Source organism: Actinomadura sp. SCN-SB (assembly GCF_043906805.1).
Lineage (GTDB): Bacteria > Actinomycetota > Actinomycetes > Streptosporangiales > Streptosporangiaceae > Spirillospora.
The window spans coordinates 64,201-85,136 of record NZ_JBIMPP010000020.1 but is presented as its reverse complement, the minus strand read 5'-3'; the positions used below and the strand labels follow the sequence as shown (position 1 = coordinate 85,136).

At 72.8% G+C, this 20,936-nt stretch carries 18 protein-coding genes; 14 read left to right on the top strand and 4 right to left on the bottom strand.

The features are described from left to right. Nucleotides 1–129 precede the first annotated feature (129 nt). Nucleotides 130–1,290 (bottom strand): steroid 3-ketoacyl-CoA thiolase, encoded by a 1,161-nt coding sequence (locus tag ACGWYJ_RS15835; protein WP_395106731.1) that lies wholly within the window; start codon nt 1,288–1,290, stop codon nt 130–132. Between the two features lie 45 nt (nt 1,291–1,335). After that, a complete protein-coding gene (locus ACGWYJ_RS15830; RefSeq protein ID WP_395106730.1) occupies nt 1,336–2,553 on the bottom strand; it encodes a cytochrome P450 in 1,218 nt (405 codons plus the stop codon). Nucleotides 2,554–2,759: 206 nt separating this feature from the next. Here ACGWYJ_RS15830 and ACGWYJ_RS15825 point away from each other — a divergent pair, with 206 nt between their 5' ends. The 6 genes from ACGWYJ_RS15825 to ACGWYJ_RS15800 all read left to right on the top strand — a co-directional run bounded on the left by ACGWYJ_RS15825 (nt 2,760) and on the right by ACGWYJ_RS15800 (nt 9,051). Continuing rightward, complete coding sequence (locus ACGWYJ_RS15825) at nt 2,760–3,761, top strand: 3-oxoacyl-ACP synthase III family protein (RefSeq protein WP_395106729.1); 1,002 nt, start codon at nt 2,760–2,762, stop codon at nt 3,759–3,761. Nucleotides 3,762–3,772: 11 nt separating this feature from the next. Then, nucleotides 3,773–4,543, top strand: a complete 771-nt coding sequence (locus ACGWYJ_RS15820; RefSeq protein WP_395106728.1) for a glycosyltransferase family 2 protein — start codon at nt 3,773–3,775, stop codon at nt 4,541–4,543. Next, a complete protein-coding gene (locus tag ACGWYJ_RS15815) occupies nt 4,540–5,694 on the top strand; it encodes a cytochrome P450 (protein WP_395106727.1) in 1,155 nt (384 codons plus the stop codon). Before ACGWYJ_RS15820 ends, ACGWYJ_RS15815 begins: the two co-directional genes overlap by 4 nt. A gap of 7 nt (nt 5,695–5,701) precedes the next feature. Beyond that, nucleotides 5,702–7,222 (top strand): class I adenylate-forming enzyme family protein, encoded by a 1,521-nt coding sequence (locus tag ACGWYJ_RS15810; protein ID WP_395106726.1) that lies wholly within the window; start codon nt 5,702–5,704, stop codon nt 7,220–7,222. Beyond that, complete coding sequence (locus ACGWYJ_RS15805) at nt 7,219–8,190, top strand: NAD-dependent epimerase/dehydratase family protein (protein ID WP_395106725.1); 972 nt, start codon at nt 7,219–7,221, stop codon at nt 8,188–8,190. Before ACGWYJ_RS15810 ends, ACGWYJ_RS15805 begins: the two co-directional genes overlap by 4 nt. Nucleotides 8,191–8,256: 66 nt before the next feature. Next, nucleotides 8,257–9,051, top strand: coding sequence for an SDR family NAD(P)-dependent oxidoreductase (locus ACGWYJ_RS15800; RefSeq protein WP_395106724.1), 795 nt, complete (start codon nt 8,257–8,259; stop codon nt 9,049–9,051). A 46-nt stretch (nt 9,052–9,097) separates the two neighbouring features. Here the strand turns inward: ACGWYJ_RS15800 and ACGWYJ_RS15795 are convergent, their stop codons facing one another. Together ACGWYJ_RS15795 and ACGWYJ_RS15790 are read right to left on the bottom strand one after the other, a co-directional pair. Next, nucleotides 9,098–10,327: a lipase family protein gene (locus ACGWYJ_RS15795; RefSeq protein ID WP_395106723.1), complete on the bottom strand. Its 1,230-nt coding sequence runs from the start codon at nt 10,325–10,327 to the stop codon at nt 9,098–9,100. A 148-nt stretch (nt 10,328–10,475) separates the two neighbouring features. After that, nucleotides 10,476–11,972, bottom strand: a complete 1,497-nt coding sequence (locus tag ACGWYJ_RS15790; RefSeq protein ID WP_395106722.1) for a PucR family transcriptional regulator — start codon at nt 11,970–11,972, stop codon at nt 10,476–10,478. A gap of 126 nt (nt 11,973–12,098) precedes the next feature. Here ACGWYJ_RS15790 and uraD point away from each other — a divergent pair, with 126 nt between their 5' ends. The 8 genes from uraD to alc are packed head-to-tail and all read left to right on the top strand — an operon-like array spanning nt 12,099 to nt 20,919. Next, on the top strand, nt 12,099–12,608 hold the full coding sequence (uraD, locus tag ACGWYJ_RS15785; RefSeq protein ID WP_395106721.1) for a 2-oxo-4-hydroxy-4-carboxy-5-ureidoimidazoline decarboxylase: 510 nt from the start codon (nt 12,099–12,101) through the stop codon (nt 12,606–12,608). 5 nt (nt 12,609–12,613) lie between these two features. After that, entirely contained in the window at nt 12,614–13,486 is an 873-nt protein-coding gene (gene pucL, locus ACGWYJ_RS15780; RefSeq protein ID WP_395106720.1) for a factor-independent urate hydroxylase, read from the top strand. Nucleotides 13,487–13,499: 13 nt separating this feature from the next. Further along, nucleotides 13,500–14,369 (top strand): FAD binding domain-containing protein, encoded by an 870-nt coding sequence (locus ACGWYJ_RS15775; RefSeq protein WP_395106719.1) that lies wholly within the window; start codon nt 13,500–13,502, stop codon nt 14,367–14,369. After that, nucleotides 14,369–14,848: a (2Fe-2S)-binding protein gene (locus ACGWYJ_RS15770; RefSeq protein WP_395106718.1), complete on the top strand. Its 480-nt coding sequence runs from the start codon at nt 14,369–14,371 to the stop codon at nt 14,846–14,848. The genes ACGWYJ_RS15775 and ACGWYJ_RS15770 overlap by 1 nt, the downstream gene beginning before the upstream one ends. Further along, complete coding sequence (locus tag ACGWYJ_RS15765) at nt 14,845–16,188, top strand: 8-oxoguanine deaminase (RefSeq protein ID WP_395106717.1); 1,344 nt, start codon at nt 14,845–14,847, stop codon at nt 16,186–16,188. Before ACGWYJ_RS15770 ends, ACGWYJ_RS15765 begins: the two co-directional genes overlap by 4 nt. Beyond that, entirely contained in the window at nt 16,185–18,557 is a 2,373-nt protein-coding gene (gene pucD / locus ACGWYJ_RS15760; RefSeq protein ID WP_395106716.1) for a xanthine dehydrogenase subunit D, read from the top strand. The genes ACGWYJ_RS15765 and pucD overlap by 4 nt, the downstream gene beginning before the upstream one ends. Then, nucleotides 18,554–19,885, top strand: a complete 1,332-nt coding sequence (gene allB, locus ACGWYJ_RS15755) for an allantoinase AllB (protein WP_395106715.1) — start codon at nt 18,554–18,556, stop codon at nt 19,883–19,885. Before pucD ends, allB begins: the two co-directional genes overlap by 4 nt. Then, a complete protein-coding gene (gene alc / locus ACGWYJ_RS15750; RefSeq protein WP_395106714.1) occupies nt 19,882–20,919 on the top strand; it encodes an allantoicase in 1,038 nt (345 codons plus the stop codon). Before allB ends, alc begins: the two co-directional genes overlap by 4 nt. Nucleotides 20,920–20,936: the final 17 nt, after the last annotated feature.

The following is a 20,936-nucleotide window of genomic DNA, read 5'->3' as shown; positions in this document are numbered from 1 at the left end:
CACACACCCCCGCCCAGATCCTCCGGCCCCGCCGGGCCCGGCCTTTCCTGCGTCGGGGGACGACCCTCCGTACCGCTCGGAAAGGGAGGGGTCGCTTCGGGTGGCTCCGCCGGTAGTGATGGCACGCGATCAGATCCGTTCGAGGATGGTGGCGGTGGACAGCGCGCCGCCGCAGCACATGGTGACCAGTGCGGTGGCGGCGTCGCGGCGTTCCAGCTCGTGCAGCGCGGTGGTGACCAGCCGGGCGCCGGTCGCCCCGACCGGATGCCCCAGGGCGATCGCGCCGCCGTTGACGTTCACCCGGTCCAGGTCGGGCTTGTGGACGGACGCCCACGACAGCACCACGGAGGCGAACGCCTCGTTGATCTCGGTGATGTCGATGTCCGCCATCGCCATGCCCGCACGGCCCAGCACGCGTTCGGTCGACTGCACCGGCCCGTCCAGGTGGTAGTACGGTTCCGCTCCGACCAGCGCCTGCGCCCTGATCCTGGCGCGGGGGCGCAGGCCGAGCGCGCGCGCCTTGTCCTCGTCCATGACCAGGACGGCGGACGCGCCGTCGGAGATCTGCGAGGACGTGCCCGCCGTGTGCAGGCCGCCCTCGCCCAGCACCGGCTTGAGCTTGGCCAGGCCCTCCACGGTGGTGTCGCGCAGACCTTGGTCGCGGGTGACGGTGCGGGTCTCGCCAGTGGGATCGCCCTCGCCGTCCAGCACCGGGGCCTCGATCGGCGCGACCTCCCGGTCGAACCGACCGTCCGCCCACGCCTTGGCGGCCAGCCGCTGCGAGCGCGCCCCGAACGCGTCCAGGTCGGCGCGCGTGATGCCGCGCCGGGCGGCGATCCGCTCCGCGGCCTCGAACTGGTTGGGCATGTCGAGCGACCAGTCGTCGGGACGCGGGTTGGCGGGCAGCACGTTGCTGCCGAGCGGCGACCGGCTCATCACCTCGACGCCCGCGCCGATCGCCACGTCCACGGCTCCGGCCGCGACCTGCGACGCGGCCAGGTGCACGGCCTGCTGCGCCGACCCGCACTGCGCGTCGATCGTCGTGACGCCGGTCTGCCATGGCAGCCCCGCGTACAGCCACGCGTACCGTCCCACGTGCCCGCCCTGCTCGCCCGCCTGCGTGACGCAGCCGGCGAAGACCTGCTCGACCTCGCCGCCGTCCAGGCCGGCGCGGTCCAGCAGCGCCGTGTACGCGTGCGCCAGGACGGCCTGCGCCTTGAGGCCGGCGAGCCAGCCGTTGCGCTTGCCGATCGGCGTGCGTACCGCCTCCACGATCACGGGCCTGCCCATGGGCTCTCCTTGTAGAACGAGATTCGCCCACGACTGTAACCGGTTCTATTTTCGCGCGGAAGGGCGGCCCCCTCCGTGCGGCGCCAGCGTGACGCGCAGGCTCGCGTAGGCCGGGACCAGGACCCGCGTGGCGGCGCGGCGCGACACGATCCGGTACGGGCGCCCCTGGGAGAGCAGCGTCTCCAGCATCCGGGTGACCTGCGTCCGGGCCACCGCGGCGCCCAGGCACAGGTGACGCCCGCCGCCGAACCACAACTGCCGGGTCTCGGGTACGTAGTCGCGCCTGATGTCGAACGCGCCGACGCTCGTGGTGGCGAGATAGGTGAGCAGCAGGACCCGGTCGCCCGCCCGTAGCCGCCGCCCTCCGACCGTGGCGTCGCGCGAGACATGGCGTCCGATGACAGGGGCGGGCGTGGAGACGCGCAAGCCTTCCCGCACCGCGTTCTCCATCAGGCTTGGGTCGGCCAGAAGCGCACCTTGCTGCCTTGTGTCGTGCAGAAGCGCCACCGTACGGGACGTGCCGGACGACCCGGTTTCCGTGCCCGCGATGGCCAGCAGCGTGGCCAGCCCGCGCGCCAAGGGCAGTCCCAGGCCCATTTCCCTGCAACGACCGAGGATGGTGTCGGAACCGGCCGTGCGGTAGGCGTCGTCCACCCCGGCGGTGATCTCGTCCACAATGGCCCTCGCTCGGGCCAGGGTTTTCGGGGCGAGTTCCGTGGACGCGGTGGTGCCCATCGCGAGCGCGGCAAGGCGTTCCCCTGCGGCGAAGACCTTCCGGTACGTGTCGTCCGGCTCATCGGCGGGCAGCCCCAGGAGGTCGCAGACCAGGCGTCCTGCCAGCACACGGGTCGCGTCGGCCACGTCCACCGTCTCGCCTGCCGCCAGCCGCCTGGCCAGGGCGGTGTAGTACGAGCCCTGGGAGCGCTGTACCAGGCGGCGGGCGCTGTCCTCGGTGAAGAGGTCGCGGGCCTTGGTGCGCACCTCCGTATGGCGGGCGCCTCCGAAAAAGCCCGCCATCTCGTCCCCGAACAGTTGGCCCCACATGTGGCCGACCCCGCCCTCGCCCACCATCCTGAACCGCGCATGGTCGTTGAGGACCTGCCGTGCCAGCAGCGGGTCGGTCACCACCCATCCCAGCTTGGGCACGCGCGTTATGGGCCCGGTGTGCCTGGCGGCCTCCAGCAGGGCGAACAGCCCCTTGTTCCCGCTCCACAGCAGCCTGGCCTCATGCCGGGCCGCGGCGGCACCGGTCCCCGTTCTCATCACAGTCCCCGTTCCGATCACAGGGAGAGTCTTCCGCCCGGATCGTCCGGGCTCGATAGGGCATACCGCTCAGAGTCGTGAGTGTCGGTACTCATCCGGGTCCGAGGTGAAGTGCCTATCCCGGGTTCCGTAGGGTCTCCCTGGTCGGCGGCGGCGGTGACCGCTGAGGCTGGTGCCATGCCATCGAGGAACGGGGGCCCGGACCAGTGAGAGCACGCATCGCGGGAGTCGCCTCCCACCTGCCCGAGCGCACCCTCACCAGCGCCGAGGTGGAGGCCAGGATCGCGGCCGAGAGCGACGGCTACCGGCCCTACCCGACCATCGTCCAGCGGATGACCGGCATCGTGACCCGGCATGTCATGGCCGACGACGAGCAGGCGTCCGACCTGGCCGTCGCCGCCGCCCGCCGGGTGCTGGCCGACGGCGGCCACGGCCCGGACCGGCTCGACCTGCTGATCTTCGCGTCGGCCTCGCAGGACCTGGTCGAACCGGCCACCGCCCACATCGTCGCGGCCAAGCTCGGCGCGTCCTGCCCGGTCTTCGACGTCAAGAACGCCTGCAACGGCTTCCTGAACGGCCTGCAACTGGCGGACGCGCTCATCCGCACCGGGCAGCACGAGCGGGTGCTGGTGTGCACGGGGGAGAGCCCGTCCCGCGCCATCCGCTGGAAGGTCGCCGACCGCGCCCGGTTCGTGGAGGCCTTCGCCGGCTACACGCTCTCCGACGGCGGCGCCGCGATGCTGGTCGAGGCCGCGCCGGACGGCGGCATCTTCTACCGGGACTTCACCGCCGTCTCCGCCGCCTGGGACGTCGGCACGCTGCCGGGCGGAGGATCGATGCACCCCCGCGACCCGGAGTTCGGCTACTTCAGCGGCGACGGGCGGCGGCTCAAGGACGTCTTTCTCGCGGCCGGTCCCGAGCTGTTCCTGACCGCGCTGGAGAAGACCGGGCTGGCATGGGACGACTTCGCGTTCATCGGCGTCCACCAGGTGACGATGCCGTACCTGGAGGTGCTGCGGTCGGTCCTCGGCATCCCCGCGGACCGGCTCGTCGTCACGCTGCCCGAGCACGGCAACCTGGCGTCCGCGTCCCTGCCGCTGCAACTCGACATCGCACTCCGGACCGGACGGTGCGGGCCGGGCGACCTGGTGGCGTTCATCGGGCTGGCGGGCGGTGTCAGCCTCGGCGTCCTGCTGGCGGAGTTGTGATGGAGGCCGGGATGAAGGCCGTGATGAAGCTGTGGGTCGTGATCCCCGCGTACGACGAGGAGCGCTCGATCGGCGCCACGCTGCGGCGCCTCGCCGAGCAGACCGACACGGACTTCACCCTGGTCGTGGTCGACAACGGCAGCGCCGACCGCACCGCCGAGGTGGTGCGCTCCTTCGCCGCTCCCTTTCCCGTACGGATCATCACGGAGCCGCAGAAGGGGACGGGCGCCGCCGCCGACACCGGCTTCCGGCACGCCATCGCCGGTGGGGCCCCGCACCTCGCCCGCACCGACGCCGACTGCCTCCCGGACCCCGGCTGGATCGCCGCCGTGAAGCGGGCGTTCGGCGACGGGCTCGACATGGTCAGCGGGCCGCTGCGCCCCCGCACCGACGAGTTCCGGCTCAAGCTGTGGGAGCGGCGCCTGCTGCCCGCCGTGATCGGGATCGCCGCGCTGTTCGGCCGGTTCCGCCCCGGCAACCGGGACCCGCTCTCGCTCGGCCCGTACGTGATGATGCCGGGCTGCAACGTGGCCATCACCGCTTCGCTGTACGAACGCGCGGGCGGCTTCCCGCGTACCCGCATCGAGGAGGTCCACGAGGACCGCGCGCTGGTCAACCAGGTGCGCCGCCTGACACGCGCGTACGGGCTCCGCAAGGACATGGTGGTCTACGGGTCGGTGCGGCGGCTGCGCGCCTACGGCCTCATCGGGACGCTCGGCTGGTACGCCGACCACCGCTACACACCCGAGATCGTGGACATCCGCATAGGGGACGTGCGGTGAGCACCGACTGGGAGCGGCGGCTCTACCTGTCCGCGCATCCGTTCGCGTACCCGCTGATGCGAGGGCTGGCCCGCTTAGGCCCTGTCGTACGGGTGCGCGGTGTCGGGGTCGTGGTGAACGAGGCCGCGATCGCCCGCGAGGTCCTTATGGACGGCGAGACGTTCCGTAAGGACGGGCCCGGCTCTCCAGGCGACCTCTGGACGCCCGTACTCGGGCCGTCCGTGCTCCTGAACATGGAGGGGGAGGCGCACCGCGCGCTGCGGCGCCGCCTCTCGGAGCTGTTCACGCCCTCCTACACCGAGGCGCTGTGCGCTCGCGTGCTGGACGAACCCTTGGCGCGCCTGGCCGACCGGCTGGCGCGCGGTGCCGTCGCCGACCTGGTGGACACCGTACGGGTCATGGCCGGCGCCGTGATCTGCGAGGTCATCGGGCTGGAGACCCGTTCCGAGGACGACTGGCGGCGGCTGTTCCAGCAGGGCGAGCGGATCGTGTCCATGGTGACCCTGCGCACCCGCCGGCTGTCGGACTCCCAGGTGGAGAAGGCCCGCTCCGTCCTCGGCCCGCTGGGCGACATCGCCGCCAAGGCGTACGCGTCCGGCGACGAGACCACGGTGATGGGGCGGATGCGCGCCCTCGGCCTGTCGGAGGCCGAGGCGCGCGGGGCCGCCGGCGCGTTCTTCCTCACCGGCACCGAGACCGTCGCCACGTTCGTCCCCCGCCTGATCGCGCTCCTGCACGACGCGGGACGGCTGGACGCCGCGCTCCTGGCCCCGGGAGTCCTGGACCGTGTGATCGACGAGGCCATGCGGGTGACCACGCCCACGCCGGTCATGTTGCGGAGCGTGCACCGCCCCGCCGCGATCGGCGGCGTGCGGGTCGGGCCCGGCGACCGCGTCGTGATCGCCACGCACAACTGCTGCCGCGCGTACGGCCCGTTCGATGCCGACGCGTCGCCGCACCCGCCCGAGCTGCGCCGATTGTGGTTCGGGGCGGGCCCGCATTTCTGCATCGGCCACCCGCTGGCCATGGCCGAGACCCGCGCGATCGCCCGTACCGTCCTCGCGGCCGCGCCGCTGAAGGTGGTGCGCCGCTCCCCGTCCCGCCGCGTCCTGATCCCGAGCTATGCGCGGCTGATGGTGAGAAAGGGGTGAGAAAGGCATGACGCTGGTCGGAAGGTTGCTGGACCAGGCCGCCGCGACGCCCGAGGCCGTCGCGCTGGTCGCCGGGGACGGGACGGAGCTGAGCTACGGCGAGCTACAGCGCCAGGTGCTCTCTGTACGCCGTGCCCTGGTCGACGCCGGGCTGAGTCCGGGAGACCGGGTGCTGTTCTCCGTGCGTCCATCACCTGAGGCGGTCGTGCTGGCCTTGGGCGTGGTGGCCGCAGGCGGGGCCGTGGTGTTCGCCGACCCCGGCGCGGGGCCCGAGATGTTCACGGCGCGGCTTCGCTTGGCGCGTCCTCGGTGGTCTGCGGCCGAAGCCGTTCTCTATGCGGGAAGCCGCCTGAGGCCGGTGCGCGCCTACGCGCGACGCCACGGTCTGTTGCTGCCCGAGCTAGGTTCGCTGGAAGTCCCGGGCCAGGGCAAGCTGCGCCATATCTACGTTGGGCGGTGGTTGCCTGGGGTGCCGCGCGGCGCGCTGCCGTTCACGAAACTGGTGAGTGGGCGGGCCGAAGCCGCCGAATCCGGCTCCGGTGACCCCGACGCTGAGGCCGCCGTCATCTTCACGTCCGGCACCACCGAGCACCCGCGTGCGGTGGTGCACACCCAGTCGTCCTTGGCCGCCGCGTTGGACCTGTTCCGTGAACGGCTTCCGCTGGGGCCGGGGGACGTCGTCCACACCGACCAGCTCATGCTCGGGCTGCCCACCCTCATCTCGGGCGCGCGCTGGTCGATGCCTCCTCTTTCCTGCTCTCCAGCGGATTTCGCTCGCCTGCTAGAGGAACGAGGCGCCACCCATACCTTCTGCGTTCCGGTCCACCTGGCCGAGATCCTGGAGGTCCGTCCCACGCTGCCCGCGGCCCTGCGCTACGTTCTTCTGGGCGCGGCCCCGGCCCCTCCGGCGATCCTGCGCCGTGCCCTGTCCGCAGCCCCCTCAGCCAAGGTTCTCTCCGTCTACGCGATGACCGAAATCCTCCCCGTGGCGATCGCCTCCGCCCAAGAGAAGCTGGCCCACACCGAGTCCTGGGCCGGTGGCGACCTCCTCGGCACACCTCTGGTCAAGGCGCGCATCGCACCTGACGACGGTGAGCTGTACCTGTCCGGGCCCAATCTGTGCCGCGGCTACCTGGGCGACGCCCCCATGACCGAGTTGCCCACAGGCGACCTCGCCCGCTTCGACGCCGATGGCCGCCTCATCCTGACCGGACGCAAGAAGGACATGCTGATCCGGGGCAAGTTCAACCTGTACCCAGGGTTGTACGAGCCCGCCATCGCGGCGGTCGACGGTGTCACGGAGGCCGCCATCGTCGGCGTGCCCGATCCGGAGACCGGCGACGAAGAGGTGGTCTTGGCCATCGTCGGCGACGCCGACCCCGAACGGCTCCGGCGGCGCCTCCCGGACCTCATCGACCACGACGCGCTACCGGACCGCATCGTCGTCCTCACCGAGCTGCCCCGTTCCGGGCGATCCCGCAAGCTCGACCGCGACCGGCTGCGCGACCTGGTACGTGGTACGTCATGAGGATCGCCGTGACGGGCGCCTCGGGATTCGTGGGCGGCGCCGTATGCAGGGCCCTCGTCGGCCAAGGGATCGAGCCGTTCGCCTATGGCCGCCGTCCCCAGGTCGAACCGGAACACGTCGCCGGTGCGCCCTACCGCTCGTGGGACCTGACCCAAGGCCCGCTGCGGGACGCTCCAGTGGTCGACGCCGTCATCCATTGCGCGGGCAGCGTCACCGACTGGGGCCCGGCCTCCACCCTCTTCGCCACCAACCTCGCCGGTACGAAGCACGTCCTCGCGTCCTTCCCCAAGGGCCGGTTCGTGCATGTGAGCACGGCCAGCGTGTACGACCCGTACAGCCCGACGGTCATGGCCAGGGAGGACCAGGCGCCCGCACCTCGCTACCTCAATGCCTATGGGGCGTCGAAGGCGGCGGCCGAGCGCGCCGTGCTGTCGGTCATGCGCGGGTATGGACGGGCGCTCTGGCGCGGCCCGGCGAAGCGTGAGGCGGTGATCCTCCGCCCGCACGCGGTGTACGGCCCTGGGGACACCACACTGCTGCCCCGCCTCCTGTCGTCCGTACGCGGGCCGATCCTGCCCGCCGTGGGGAACGGACGTCAGCGGGTGAGCCTGACCTCCATCGACAACCTCGTCCAGGCATGCCTGCGCGCGGCCATGGGCCCGGTGGGGACGGGCATCTTCAACATCGCCGACGCCGAGCCGGTGACCATCGACACCGCGTTACGGGCGCTCCTCGCCGAACGCGGCGTCAAGGCCCGACCGCTCTACCTGCCCGCGTCCGCCGCTCGTCCGCTCGCCGCGGCCATGGAGGGCGCCTACCTGCTGACACGCCGCCCTGAACCACCCCGGCTCACCCGCTACGCGATCAGCCACCTGGCGGTCGAACGGACCCTCGACCTCACCGCCGCCACGACCATCCTCGGCTACACCCCGGCGGAGACCACCTTCAAGGGCGCCTCCACCTGGTAACGGGCGGCACGCGTGCCTGGTGGCGATCATGTGATTCGTGAACGACGCCAGGGAAGGGACAGTTGCATGGACATCGGACTCAGCGGGAGGACCGCCCTCGTCAGCGGATCGACCCAGGGGATCGGGCGCGCCATCGCGGCCGGGCTCGCCCGCGCGGGCGCCCGTACCGTGATCAACGGCCGGTCGGACCAGAGCGTCGCCGGGACGCTCAAGGAGCTGCGCGAGGAGCTGCCGGACGCCGACCTCGACGGCGTCGCCGCCGATCTCGGCACCGCCGCGGGCGCGCACACCGTGCTCGAACGGTTCCCCGCCGTCGACATCCTGGTCAACAATCTGGGGATCTTCGGCCCGCGGCCGGTGCTGGAGATCGACGACGCCGAGTGGCGCCGCTTCTTCGAGATCAACGTGTTGTCGGGGGTCCGGCTGACGCGCCAGTACCTGCCCGGGATGATGCAGCGGGGCTGGGGACGCGTCCAGTTCATCGCCAGCGACTCGGCCGTGATGATCCCCGAGGAGATGGTGCACTACGGGATGACCAAGACCGCGCTGCTGGCCGTGTCGCGGGGCTACGCCAAGGCGGCGGCGGGCACCGGGGTCACGGTGAACACCGTCATGGCCGGGCCCACGCACACCGGCGGCGTGGAGCAGTTCGTCGCCGACATGGTGGGCCACGACCTGCCTTGGGAGGATGCCCAGCGGCGGTTCATCGCCGAGCACCGCCCGCACTCGCTGCTGAGGCGCCTCATCGAGCCCGACGAGATCGCCAACATGGTCGTCTACCTCAGCTCCGAGTACGCCTCGGCCACCACCGGGGCCGCCGTACGGGCCGACGGCGGCTACATCGACGGCATCCTCCCATGACAGTGGAGCCGACACCGGCGCCGCGCCTGAGCGGCGATCGGCCCGATCAGCAGTTGCCGGCCTCGCGCTCGCCGGCGAAGCGGTCGGCGAGCCAGCTCTGGACATCGCCGGCCGCTCCCAAGGCCGCGAGGGCGTGCTCAGGCAGCAGGTATTCGTGCCAGCGCAGCGTCGTGCCCGCGCCGCACCACTCCCTGCGCAGCGTCCTCGCCTGGGAGGCGTCCACCATCTCGTCGTAGATCGCGTGGTACTGGAACACCGGCATGGACGGTGACGCGCCGCCGCCCAGGCGGTTCGCGCGGAGCTTCTCCTGCCACTCCGGGGTGTTCAGCAGGTCCACGTTGAGATAGTCGGACATCCGCTTGAAGTGCGCCTTGGTGAGGGCGTCCACGATGCAGTCGTCCTGGGCGTCCTCCATCAGCGCTCTGCCCGCGGCGTTGAGATGCTCGGTGAACGGCAGCTCCGGGTAGGCCGAGTCGAAGCCCACCGCCGCCGCGCCAAGCAGGATGAAGAACAGGCTGCCGTCCAGGTGCTCGGCGACCTCCGAGAGGTCCGCGGCCACACCACCCGCCGCCACGCCCTTGATGGGCAGCTCGGGCGCGTACTCGTCCTTGAGCTGCGCGGCCCATCCCGCCGACGTGCCGCCCTGGGAGTAGCCGGACACGCCCATCGGGGAGTCACCCGGCAGCCCGGCGGCGTCCAGGCGCGTCGCCGCACGGAGCGAGTCGAGAACGGCGTGCCCTTGCGAGCGGCCCACCATGTACGTGTGGACGCCGGGTGTGCCGAGCTGCTCGTAGTCCGACACCACCACGGCCCAGCCCCTGGCCAGCATGGCGTTGATGAACACCGACTCGTAGTCCAGCCCGATGCGCAGCCCGTACGAAGGGGCGCAATGGTCGCCGAGCCCGTGCGTCCCGATCGCATAGCCGACCAGTGGCCGTTTCCCTGGGCCGTTCCATGCCTTCCGCGGGACGAGGACCGTCCCCGTGACCGCGTTGGGCCGTCCCTTGGCGTCGGTCGACAGGTACATGACACGCCATGCACGGGCGTTCATCGGAACCAGCGGCAGGACCCACGCGGTCACCGCCTCGCTCCGGATCACGTCGCCCGGCCTGCCCGCCGGAAGCGGGGACGGCGGCCGGTAGAACGGATCGCTCTGCGGCCGGGGAGGAGCCGCCGCCTCCGCGGAGGCGGGCACGAGCACCGCCATTAACACCGTCGCCAGCAGTGTGCTCAGCAACGCGGCTAGCAGCCGCCCGCCCTTTCGCACTGGTCTCATGGGAGCCTCACTTCACGGGGAGGGGCACGCCCCGGACGGGGCGTCGTCGCCGTGATCGTCCGCCCGCCCCCGGCCCCCGCCTATGACCCCCGCCGATAGTTTCAGCGCTCCGGATGCCCGTCCGCGCTCAGGGGAGCACGCTCGGTGGTCAGCGGAGGCGGAGGGCCAGGAAGAAGTCGACGCGGTCCTCAAGGCGGGACAGGTCGTGGCCGGTCAGGGCCTCGATGCGCTGGATGCGGTAGCGGACCGAGTTGACGTGCAGGTGGAGATGCTCCGCGCAGCGCGTCCACGAGCCGTCGTGCTGGAGGAACGCCTCCAGGGTCCGGATCAGATCGGCCCTGTGGACCTCGTCGTACGCGCGAAGCGGGTCGAGCAGGCGCTCGGTGAACATGTGCCGCACGTCGTCCGGGACGCTGGCGAGCAGGATGAGGTGCGTGCCCAGCTCGTCGTGCCCGACGACGCACACCGGGTCGTTCCGGGCCGCGGCCAGGCGGCGGGCGTAGCGGGCCTCGTCCACGGCGCCGCGCAGCTCGCCCGCGCGGACCCGGTCGCTCACCCCGACGGCCAGCTCCGTGAGGCCCGGGGCCAGCGCCGACAGCGACTCGCGGAGCGACCCGGCCAGGTCGGTCCCGGCCTGGACGAGCGCGATCGCCTCGTCACCGAGCAGCCCCAGCAGGGGCCGGCCGGGAAGGATCTCCGCGAGCACGGTGCGCAGCTCGCCGGGGCGCAGCCCGCCCCCGGCCGTCGCCACGACCGCGGTGAACGGCGCGGCGAGGTCGGCGCCGGTGAGCCTCAGATGGGACTGGACCTCCTCGGTCCCCGAGGCCACGAGACGGATCAGCTCCTGCGCGAGGCGGCCCTCGGTGCTGAGGCGGTCGTCCAGCCGGGCCCGTTCCAGCGCGGCGATCGCGGCCAGCTCGTCGGTGAGGGCGCGGCGCTCGGCGGGCCATTCGTTCCAGTCGCCCTCGCAGGCGATGAACCAGTCGGCGACCCGCGACGTGGTCTCCGGGGCGACCGGGAGGAGGGTGAGGGGCGGCGAGCCCAGCACGTGGGGGAGCCGGGGCGCGGCGAGGAAGGCGCGGGCGAGACCGGGTGGATCGGCGTCCAGGCGTTCCGGTCCCGCGACCAGGCGGCCGGACGGCGTCAGGACCCAGCACCGCATGCCCAGGTCACGGCCCAGCAGTTCCAGCACCGGGTCCAGCCCGGTGCCCTTGGTGAGACCGGCGACCAGACGGCGGTGCCGGTCCAGGACGGCGCCGAGGTCGGCGGCCCGCGCCGTGGACAGCCGCCGCACCACCTGCTCGGTGACCGTGGCGAACGCGACGTGCTCGGGGACCTGGAACAGCGGGATCCGGTGCCGCCGGCAGGCGTCCACCAGATCGGGAGGGATGCGGCCGCGCTCGACGTCCCAGGCGGCCAGGCCGGACACGCCCGACGCGGCCAGCGCCCGCACGAACACCTCCGAGTCGGCGGGCTCCTTCCACCACACCAGCCCGGTCAGGACCAGCTCGCGCCCGCTGAGGTAGCGGCTGGGGTCGCGCAGGTCGGTGGTGACGACCCACCGGATCTCGCGGTCCAGCGCGTCCTCACCCGTGATCGCCCGCAGCCCCAGTTCGGGCATGTCGAGCAGCGCGCGCAGCTTCATGGTCCTCCTATTGGACCAAGCTACGAAAACCCGCCGGACCGGGGGTGCGCGGTTCGGAGGTCTTGTGGCTTCACCGGCGCGCGGTGGCCTGTGTGTACTGCTGGCACGAGGCGGAGGAGGGGTTCGGTGACCCTGGACGAGCTCAACGCGTTGCCGGCGGCGGCGGCCGAGGACTCGCTGCTGGCCTGTTGCGCGTCGCGGCGCTGGGCGGCGGCGGTCGCGGGCGGGAGGCCGTACGAGGGCCTTCCCGCGCTGCGCGACGCCGCCGCCGCGGCGTTGGACGGGCTGGACTGGGCGGACATCGAGGAGGCCCTGCGCGCGCATCCGCGGATCGGCGAGCGGCCGGAGGGCAGGGGACGCGAGGCGTCCTGGTCCCGGCGCGAGCAGTCCGGGATGGACGCGGCGGAGGAGCGGGTCAGGACGGCGCTCGCCGAGGGCAACCGGCGGTACGAGGAGCGCTTCGGCCACGTGTTCCTGATCTGCGCCACGGGGCTCGGCGCCGCCGACATGCTCGCCGCGCTGGAGCGGCGGCTCGGCAACCCGCCCGAGGCGGAACGCAGGATCGTACGCGGAGAACTGGGGAAGATCGTGCAGTTGCGGCTGGTCAAGCTGCTGGGACGGGAAACGGAGGGCTGAGCCGGATGGCGATCGTGCTCGGGCCCAACCGGTACGGGAAGGCGGAGACCAGGGTCGTCCGCGTGACCAGGGACGGCGCCACCCATCACCTCAAGGATCTGAACGTGGGGGTGTCGCTCTCCGGGGACATGGACGAGGTCCATCTGACGGGCGACAACGCGGCGGTGCTGCCGACCGATTCGCAGAAGAACACCGTGTACGCGTTCGCCGCGAAGCACGGCATCGGGGAGATCGAGGAGTTCGCCCTCCTCCTGGCGCGGCATTTCGTGGACGCCCACCCGACGATCTTCCATGCCCGGGTGGAGGTGGAGGAGTACGCCTGGTCGCGGATCCCGGGCGAGAGCGGGCACTCGTTCGTCCGGTCCGGGACGGAGGTCCGCACGGCGCTGGTCCACAGCGACGGGACGGGCGGGCCCGAGTCGGTGGTGTCCGGGCTGAAGGACCTGGTCGTGCTCAACTCGACGGGCAGCGAGTTCCACGGGTTCCTTCAGGACGAGTTCACCACGCTCCAGCCGACCCGTGATCGCGTCCTGGCGACGGCGGTCACCGCGCGGTGGCGGCACCGGGAGACGCGGGCCGACTTCGCGGCCTCCTTCCAGGCCGCGCGGGCATCCCTGCTGGAGACCTTCGCCGGGACGCACAGCCTCTCCCTCCAGCAGACCCTCTACCGGATGGGACGGCGCGTGCTCGAAACCCAGCCCGGGATCTGCGAGATCCGGCTGGCGATGCCCAACAAGCACCATTTCCTGGTCGATCTGACCCCGTTCGGGATGGACAACGACAACGAGGTGTACTTCGCGGCCGACCGCCCGTACGGGCTGATCGAGGGCACGGTCCTGGACGACGGCGCGCCGCCCGCCCCGGCGGCCTGGGCGTAGGGAGGATGACGAGATGGACTTCCTGCGCCCCCTGACCTGGGAGGACGCGCTGGCCGCCAAGGCCGCCCGGCCCGACGCGCTGCCCCTCCAGGGCGGCACCGACGTGATGGTGGAGCTCAACTTCGATCAGCGCCGTCCCGGCGCGCTCCTCGACCTGACGGGGATCCGGGAACTGGCCGAGCACGGCACCGCGGACGGCCGTCTGCGGATCGGCGCGGGGGTCACCTACGCCCGCCTGGTCGCGGAGCTGGGCGACCGGCTGCCGGGGCTGGCGCAGGCGTCCCGCACGGTCGGTTCCCCGCAGATCCGCAACCGCGGCACGGTCGGCGGCAACCTGGGCGCGGCCTCGCCCGCGGGGGACGCGCACCCGCCGCTGCTGGCCGGGGACGCGGAGATCGAGGTGGAGTCGGCCGAGCGCGGCGTCCGGATGATCCCCGCCTCCGCGTTCTTCACCGGGGTGAAGCGGAACGCGCTGGAGCCGGACGAGCTGATCCGCGCGTTCTGGACGGCCCCCGCCACCGGCCCGCAGTACTTCTCCAAGATCGGCACCAGGAACGCGATGGTGATCGCGGTGTGCTCGTTCGCGATCGCGCTGCGTCCGGGCGAGCGCCGGGCGCGGACGGGCGTCGGCTCGGCCGCCCCGACGCCGCGCCGCGCCGTCGCCGCCGAGGAGTTCCTGTCCGCCGAGCTGGACTGGGACGGCGGCGCCCCGATCCCGCCCTCGACCGCCGAACGCTTCGGCGAGCTGGTGAAGGAGGCCGCCGACCCCATCGACGACGTCCGGGGGACCGCTGGCTACCGCGAGCACGCCCTGGCCGTGATGGCGCGCCGCACCCTCGCCTGGGCATGGGACGAGTACACGACCGGGAGGAAGGCTTCTTGATGCGTGTCACGTTCACCGTCAACGGCTCGAAGGAGACCGTCGACGATGTCTGGGAGGGGGAGAGCCTGCTGTACGTGCTGCGCGAGCGGATGGGACTGCCGGGTTCCAAGAACGCCTGCGAGCAGGGTGAATGCGGCTCTTGCACGGTCTACCTCGACGGCGTCACCGCGTGCGCGTGCCTGGTGGCGGCGGGCCAGGCCGAGGGCCGCGACGTCCGCACCGTCGAGGGGCTCGCGGACGGCGACCGGCTCGACCCCGTCCAGCAGGCGTTCGTGGAGGCGGGCGCGGTGCAGTGCGGGTTCTGCACCCCGGGCCTGATCGTCCAGTCGCACGCGCTGCTCGACCGCGTCCCGGACCCGGGGGACGCGGAGATCCGCGAGGCCCTCGCCGGGAACCTGTGCCGCTGCACCGGCTACGAGAAGATCCTGGACGCGGTGCGCCTGGCCGCCGCGCGTCGCCGGGACGGGGGCGGAGCATGAAGACGATCATCGAGAACGCCCATGTGGTGACCGTCTCGGGGGAGGAGCACCCGGGCGGGCACATCGTCGTCGAGGACGACCGGATCACCGCGGTCGGCCCCGGCCCGGCCCCGGCGCGGGACGGGGAACGGATCGACGCCTCCGGTTGCCTGGCCACGCCCGGCCTCGTCAACACCCACCACCACCTGTACCAGTGGGCGAGCCAGGGCCTGGCCACCGGCAGCACCCTGTTCGACTGGCTCACCACGCTGTACGAGCCCTGGTCGAAGATGGACGCCGAGGTCGTGCGGGGCGCGGCGAGCGCGGGACTCGGCTGGCTGGCCAAGTCGGGCTGCACCACCTCCACCGACCACCACTACGTGTTCCCGAAGGGACGCGGCGACCTGTTCGCGGCCGAGATCGAGGCGGCGGCCGAGCTGGGCGTCCGCTTCCACCCGTGCCGGGGCTCGATGGACCGGGGCCGCAGCGAGGGCGGGCTGCCGCCCGACGAGGTCGTCGAGGACCTGGACACGATCCTGGCCGAGACCGAGGACGCCATCGCCCGCCACCACGACCCCGCGCCCGGCTCGATGCTGCGCGTCGCGGTGGCGCCGTGCTCGCCGTTCTCGGTCAGCCGCGAACTGCTCACCGAGTCGGCGCGGCTGGCGCGCGAGAAGGGCGTCCGCCTGCACACCCACCTCGCCGAGACCCTGGACGAGGAGGAGCACACCCGCGAGCAGTTCAACATGACCCCCGTCGAGTACCTGGACGAACTCGGGTGGCTCGGCGAGGACGTGTGGCTCGCGCACTGCGTCCACCTGCACGACGCCGACGTCAAGCGGCTCGCCGAGACCCGTACCGGCGTCGCGCACTGCCCCAGCTCCAACGCGCGGCTGGGCGCGGGCATCGCGCGCATCGCGCACCTGCTGGAGGCGGGCGCGCCGGTCGGGCTGGGCGTGGACGGGTCGGCGTCCGCCGAGATGGTGCCGCTGGCCGGGGAGATCCGGCAGGCCATGTACCTGCAACGCGCCCGGTACGGGCCGGCCGCGCTGACCGCCCGCGAGGCGCTGGAGATCGCGACCCTCGGCGGCGCCCGCTGCCTCGGACGCGACGACGAGATCGGCTCGCTGGAGCCCGGCAAGCTGGCCGACATCGCGCTGTGGCGGCTCGGCGGCTTCTACGACGCGATCGACGATCCCGTGGTCGCGTTCGCGTTCGGCAAGACGCCCCCGCTCGACCGGCTCCTGGTCGGCGGCCGGACCGTGGTGGAGGACGACACGCTGGTCACCGTCCCCCAGGACGAGGCGGGACGCCGCGGCGCCGCCGCCCACCGCCGTCTCATGGAGCTGGCGGCGCGATGAGCACCCAGAGCGATGTGATGCCCCGGACCCGCGGTGGCGTGGGGGAGAGCCCGCGGCGCCCCGACGGCACCCTGAAGGTCTCCGGTGAGTTCGCCTACGCCTCGGATCTGTGGATGGACGGGATGCTGTGGGGCACCACGCTGCGCAGCCCGCACCCGCGCGCCACGATCCGGTCCATCGACATCGGCCCGGCGCTCGCCACGCCCGGGGTGTACGCCGTCCTGACCCACGAGGACGTGCCGGGCCGCCCGCTGTACGGGCTCGGCGCCGAACCCGACCAGCCCGTCCTGGCCGCCGGTGAGGTGCGGTACCAGGGCGAGCCGATCGCGCTCGTCGCCGCCGACCATCCCGAGATCGCGCGCCGCGCCGCGGGCCGGATCGCCATCGACTGGGACGTGCGGACCCCGATCGTCGATCCGCGGGCGGTCCTCGCCGACCCGGAGGGTCACAAGGTGCAGCCGCTCGGGGGCGTCGCGCGGCACCAGCCCGTCCGCGTCGGCGACGTGGACGCCGTGAGGGCGGGCGCCCCGGTCGTGGTGCGCGGCGAGTACGAGGTCGGCATCCAGGACCAGGCGTTCCTCGGACCCGAGTCGGGTCTGGCCGTCCCGGCGGAGGACGGCGGGGTCGACCTGTTCGTCTCGACCCAGTGGCTGCACGGCGACCTGGAGCAGATCGCCCCGTGCCTGGGCCTGCCCGAGGACAAGATCAGGATGACGCTGGCCGGGGTCGGCGGCGCGTTCGGCGGGCGCGAGGACCTGTCGATGCAGATCCACGCCGCCATGCTGGCGTTGCGCACCGGCAGGCCGGTCAAGATGTCCTACGACCGGCGCGAGTCGTTCCACGGGCACGTCCACCGCCATCCCGCGCTGATGCGGTACGAGTACGGCGCCGCCGAGGACGGGCGGCTGCTGTACGCCGACGTGGAGATCATCCTGGACGGCGGCGCGTACACGTCCTCGACCGCGGCCGTGGTCGGCAACGCGGCCTCGCTCGGCGTCGGCCCGTACGAGATCCCCAACCTCCGGATCGACGCGTACGGCGTCTACACCAACAACCCGCCGTGCGGCGCGATGCGCGGGTTCGGCGCCGTCCAGGCGTGCTTCGCCTACGAGTCGATGATGGACAGGGTGGCGGCGGCCTGCGGGCTCGGCCCGCTGGAGGTGCGCCGCCGCAACGCCGTCTCGCAGGGCTCGGCGCTGGCCAACGGCCAGGTCATCGACTCCCCGGCGCCCATGGCCGCGATGCTCGACCGGGTGGGGCGCGTCCCGATGCCGCCGCCGCTGGACACCTCCGACCGCCCTTCGGGCGAAGCCCTGGGGGTCTGGGGGTCCGCCCCCAGAAGCAATGTCGACCTGCGGAACCTGCCGGGCGGCGCGTCCCAGACCACGCACGGCGAGGGCGTGCGGCGCGGCGTCGGCTACGGCATCGGGATCAAGAACATCTGCTTCTCGGAGGGCTTCGACGACTTCTCCACCGCCAGGGTCCGGCTGGAGGTGATCGGCGGTGAGCCGGCCGTGCTGGTGCACACCGCGGCGGCCGAGGTCGGCCAGGGCCTGGTCACGCTCCAGGAGCAGATCGCCCGTACCGAACTGGGCGTGGAGAAGGTCACCGTGCAGCCGGCCGATCTCCGGGCGGGGGACGCGGGGTCCAGCTCGGCCTCGCGCCAGTCGTACATGACCGGCGGCGCGGTGAAGGCGGCGTGCGAGGCGGTGCGGGCGCGGCTGCTCGACCTGGCCGCGCGTCGCCTCGGGCACCGCGATCTCGAACTCGCCGGCGGCAAGATCGTGTCGCGGAGCGCGGGCGTCGTCGCGTCCATCGAGGAGATCCTCGGCGCGGCGACCGTCGACGGGACCATCGAGGAGACCCGCGAGTTCCACCACAAGCCGACCGCGGCGATGGACGAGGCCACCGGGCAGGGCGCCAGCCATGTCCAGCTCGCGTTGTGCGTGCACCGCGCCGTCGTGGACGTGGACACCGACCTCGGCCTGGTCAAGGTGGTGGAGCTGGCCGCCGTCCAGGACGTGGGCAAGATCATGAATCGGCAGGCCCTGGAGGGGCAGATCCACGGTGGTTCGGCCCAGGGGCTCGGGCTGGCGCTGATGGAGGAGATCGTGGTGTCGGGCGGGAAGATCCAGAACCCCTCGTTCACCGACTATCTGATCCCCACGATCCTCGACATGCCTCCGATGCGGCTCGACATCCTGGAATATCCGGATCCGAACGCCCCCTACGGGCTGCGCGGCGCGGGCGAGCCGCCGACGATCTCGTCCGCCCCGGCGATCGTGGCGGCCATCCGGGACGCCACGGGCCGGCCCCTCACGCGCATCCCGGTGCGGCCCGAGCACATCGTGTTCGGCGGCGCGCCATGAGCGAGCGCATGAACGTCCACGACCTGGTGATCCGCTCGTCGCGGGCGGTGCTGCCCGAAGGTGTGCGGCCCGCCGCGGTGGCGGTCCGGGACGGGCGGATCGCGGCCGTCGCGGACCACGGCGCCCGGCTCGCCGCCGACACCGAGATCGACCTGGGGGCGACGGCGCTGCTGCCCGGCCTGGTCGACACGCACGTCCACATCAACGAGCCGGGCCGTACCGAATGGGAGGGCTTCGCCACTGCGACCAGGGCCGCCGCCGCGGGAGGCGTGACCACGCTGGTCGACATGCCGCTCAACTCCACGCCGCCGACCACCACGCCGGAGGCGCTGTGGGCGAAGCGGGACGCGGCACGCGACCAGGTCCGGGTGGACGTGGCGTTCTGGGGCGGCGCGATCCCGGGGAACGCGCCGTCGCTGTGCGCCCTCCACGAGGCCGGGGTCGCCGGATTCAAGTGCTTCATGTCGGATTCGGGTGTCCCGGAGTTCCCGCCGCTGGACGAGGCGGGCCTGCGGGAGGCGTTCGCGGCGGTCGCCGTGTTCGGCGGCCTCGTCGTGGTCCACGCCGAGGACCCGGCCGCACTGGCCGACCCGCGCGACGGCGGCTACTTCGCGTTCCTGGCCTCCCGGCCGCCGGACGCCGAGCGCCGCGCCGTCGAGCGGGTGATCCGGCTGGTGGAGGAGACCGGCGTGCGCGCGCACATCCTCCACCTGTCGGCCGCCGACTGCCTGGAACCGCTGGCCGAGGCGCGGGCGCGCGGATTGCAGATCAGCGCCGAGACCTGCCCGCACTACCTGACCCTGTCGGCGGACGACGTGCCCGGCCCGACCGCGACCGCGTTCAAGTGCTGCCCTCCCATCCGGGACGCGCGCAATCGCGAGAAGCTCTGGCGCGGCCTCGCCGACGGCGTCATCTCCTGCGTCGTCAGCGACCATTCGCCCTGCACCCCGGAACTCAAGCACGGCGACTTCGCGACCGCCTGGGGCGGCGTCTCGTCCCTCCAGATCGGGCTGCCCGCCGTCTGGACGGCGGCGCGCGAGCGCGGGTTCGGGCTGGGCGACGTCGTGCGCTGGATGGCGGAGAGCCCCGCCGCCCTGGCCGGGCTGTCCGCCCGCAAGGGACGCATCGCGGTCGGCGTGGACGCCGACCTGGTGGCCTTCGACGACGGCGCGTCCTTCACGGTGGACCCGTCGCGGCTGCGGCACCGCAACCCCGTCACCCCGTACGCGGGACGCACGCTCGGCGGCTCGGTCCAGGCGACCTGGCTACGCGGCCAGGTCGTGGACCTGGACGGCACGCCGCGCGGTGTGCTGCTGGAGGCCGGGTGACCGGCTTCGCCTCGCTGCCCGACCTGGCCCTGCGGACCCTCGGCGGGTCGGTGATCTCCGCCAGCGACGAGTCGTTCGCGGCGAAGGAGAACCTGCTCAACCCGTGGGCGCCACGGTTCAGCCCGGGGACGTTCGGAGCCAAGGGCCAGGAGTACGACGGCTGGGAGACCGCCCGGCGCCGTCCCGGCGAGGACGGCGAGCTGGGACACGACTGGGCGATCGTCCGGCTCGGGCTGCCCGGCGTGATCCACGGCGTGGTCGTCGACACGGCCTGGTTCAAGGGCAACTACCCGCCGCACGCCTCGGTGGAGGCGTGCGCGGTCCCCGGTCACCCCTCGGCGGCGGAGGTCGCCGGCGCCTCCTGGACGGAGATCGTCCCGAGAAGCCCGCTGAAGGGGGACACGGAGCACTCCTTCCCCGTCGACGTGCCGCGCCGCTTCACCCACGTGCGGCTGAACATCTTCCCCGACGGGGGCGTCGCCCGCCTGCGCGTCCACGGCGAGGCCGTCCCGGACCCCAGGCTGCTGACCGGCCTGACCGTCGACCTGGCGGCCCTGGAGAACGGCGCGCGGGTGCTGAGCTGCTCGGACGAGTTCTACTCGTCCCCGGCCAACATGCTGTTCCCCGGGACGGCCCGCGACCAGTCGGAGGGCTGGGAGACGGCGCGGCGGCGCGGACCGGGCAACGACTGGGCGATCGTGCGGCTGGCGGCGCCCGGGATCGTCCGGCTCGCCGAGATCGACACCAGCAATCTGAGGTTCAACGCGCCGGCCCAGGTGTCGCTGTCCGGGATCGACGCGCGCTCCGGCGACCTGGAGGACCCGGGGGCCTGGCACGAGCTGCTGGGCCGCACCCGCGTCCAGCCGGACGGGCGGCACCGCTTCCGGCTCGACACCGCCACTGTCCCGCCGGAGGTCACGCATGTGCGGGTCGATATTCACCCGGACGGGGGCCTGGCCAGGCTGCGGCTGTTCGGCGACCTCTCCGCCGGGGGCGAGCGCCTGCTGGCGGCCCGCTGGGACGACCTGACCTGACCGGACAGGCCGGGTTT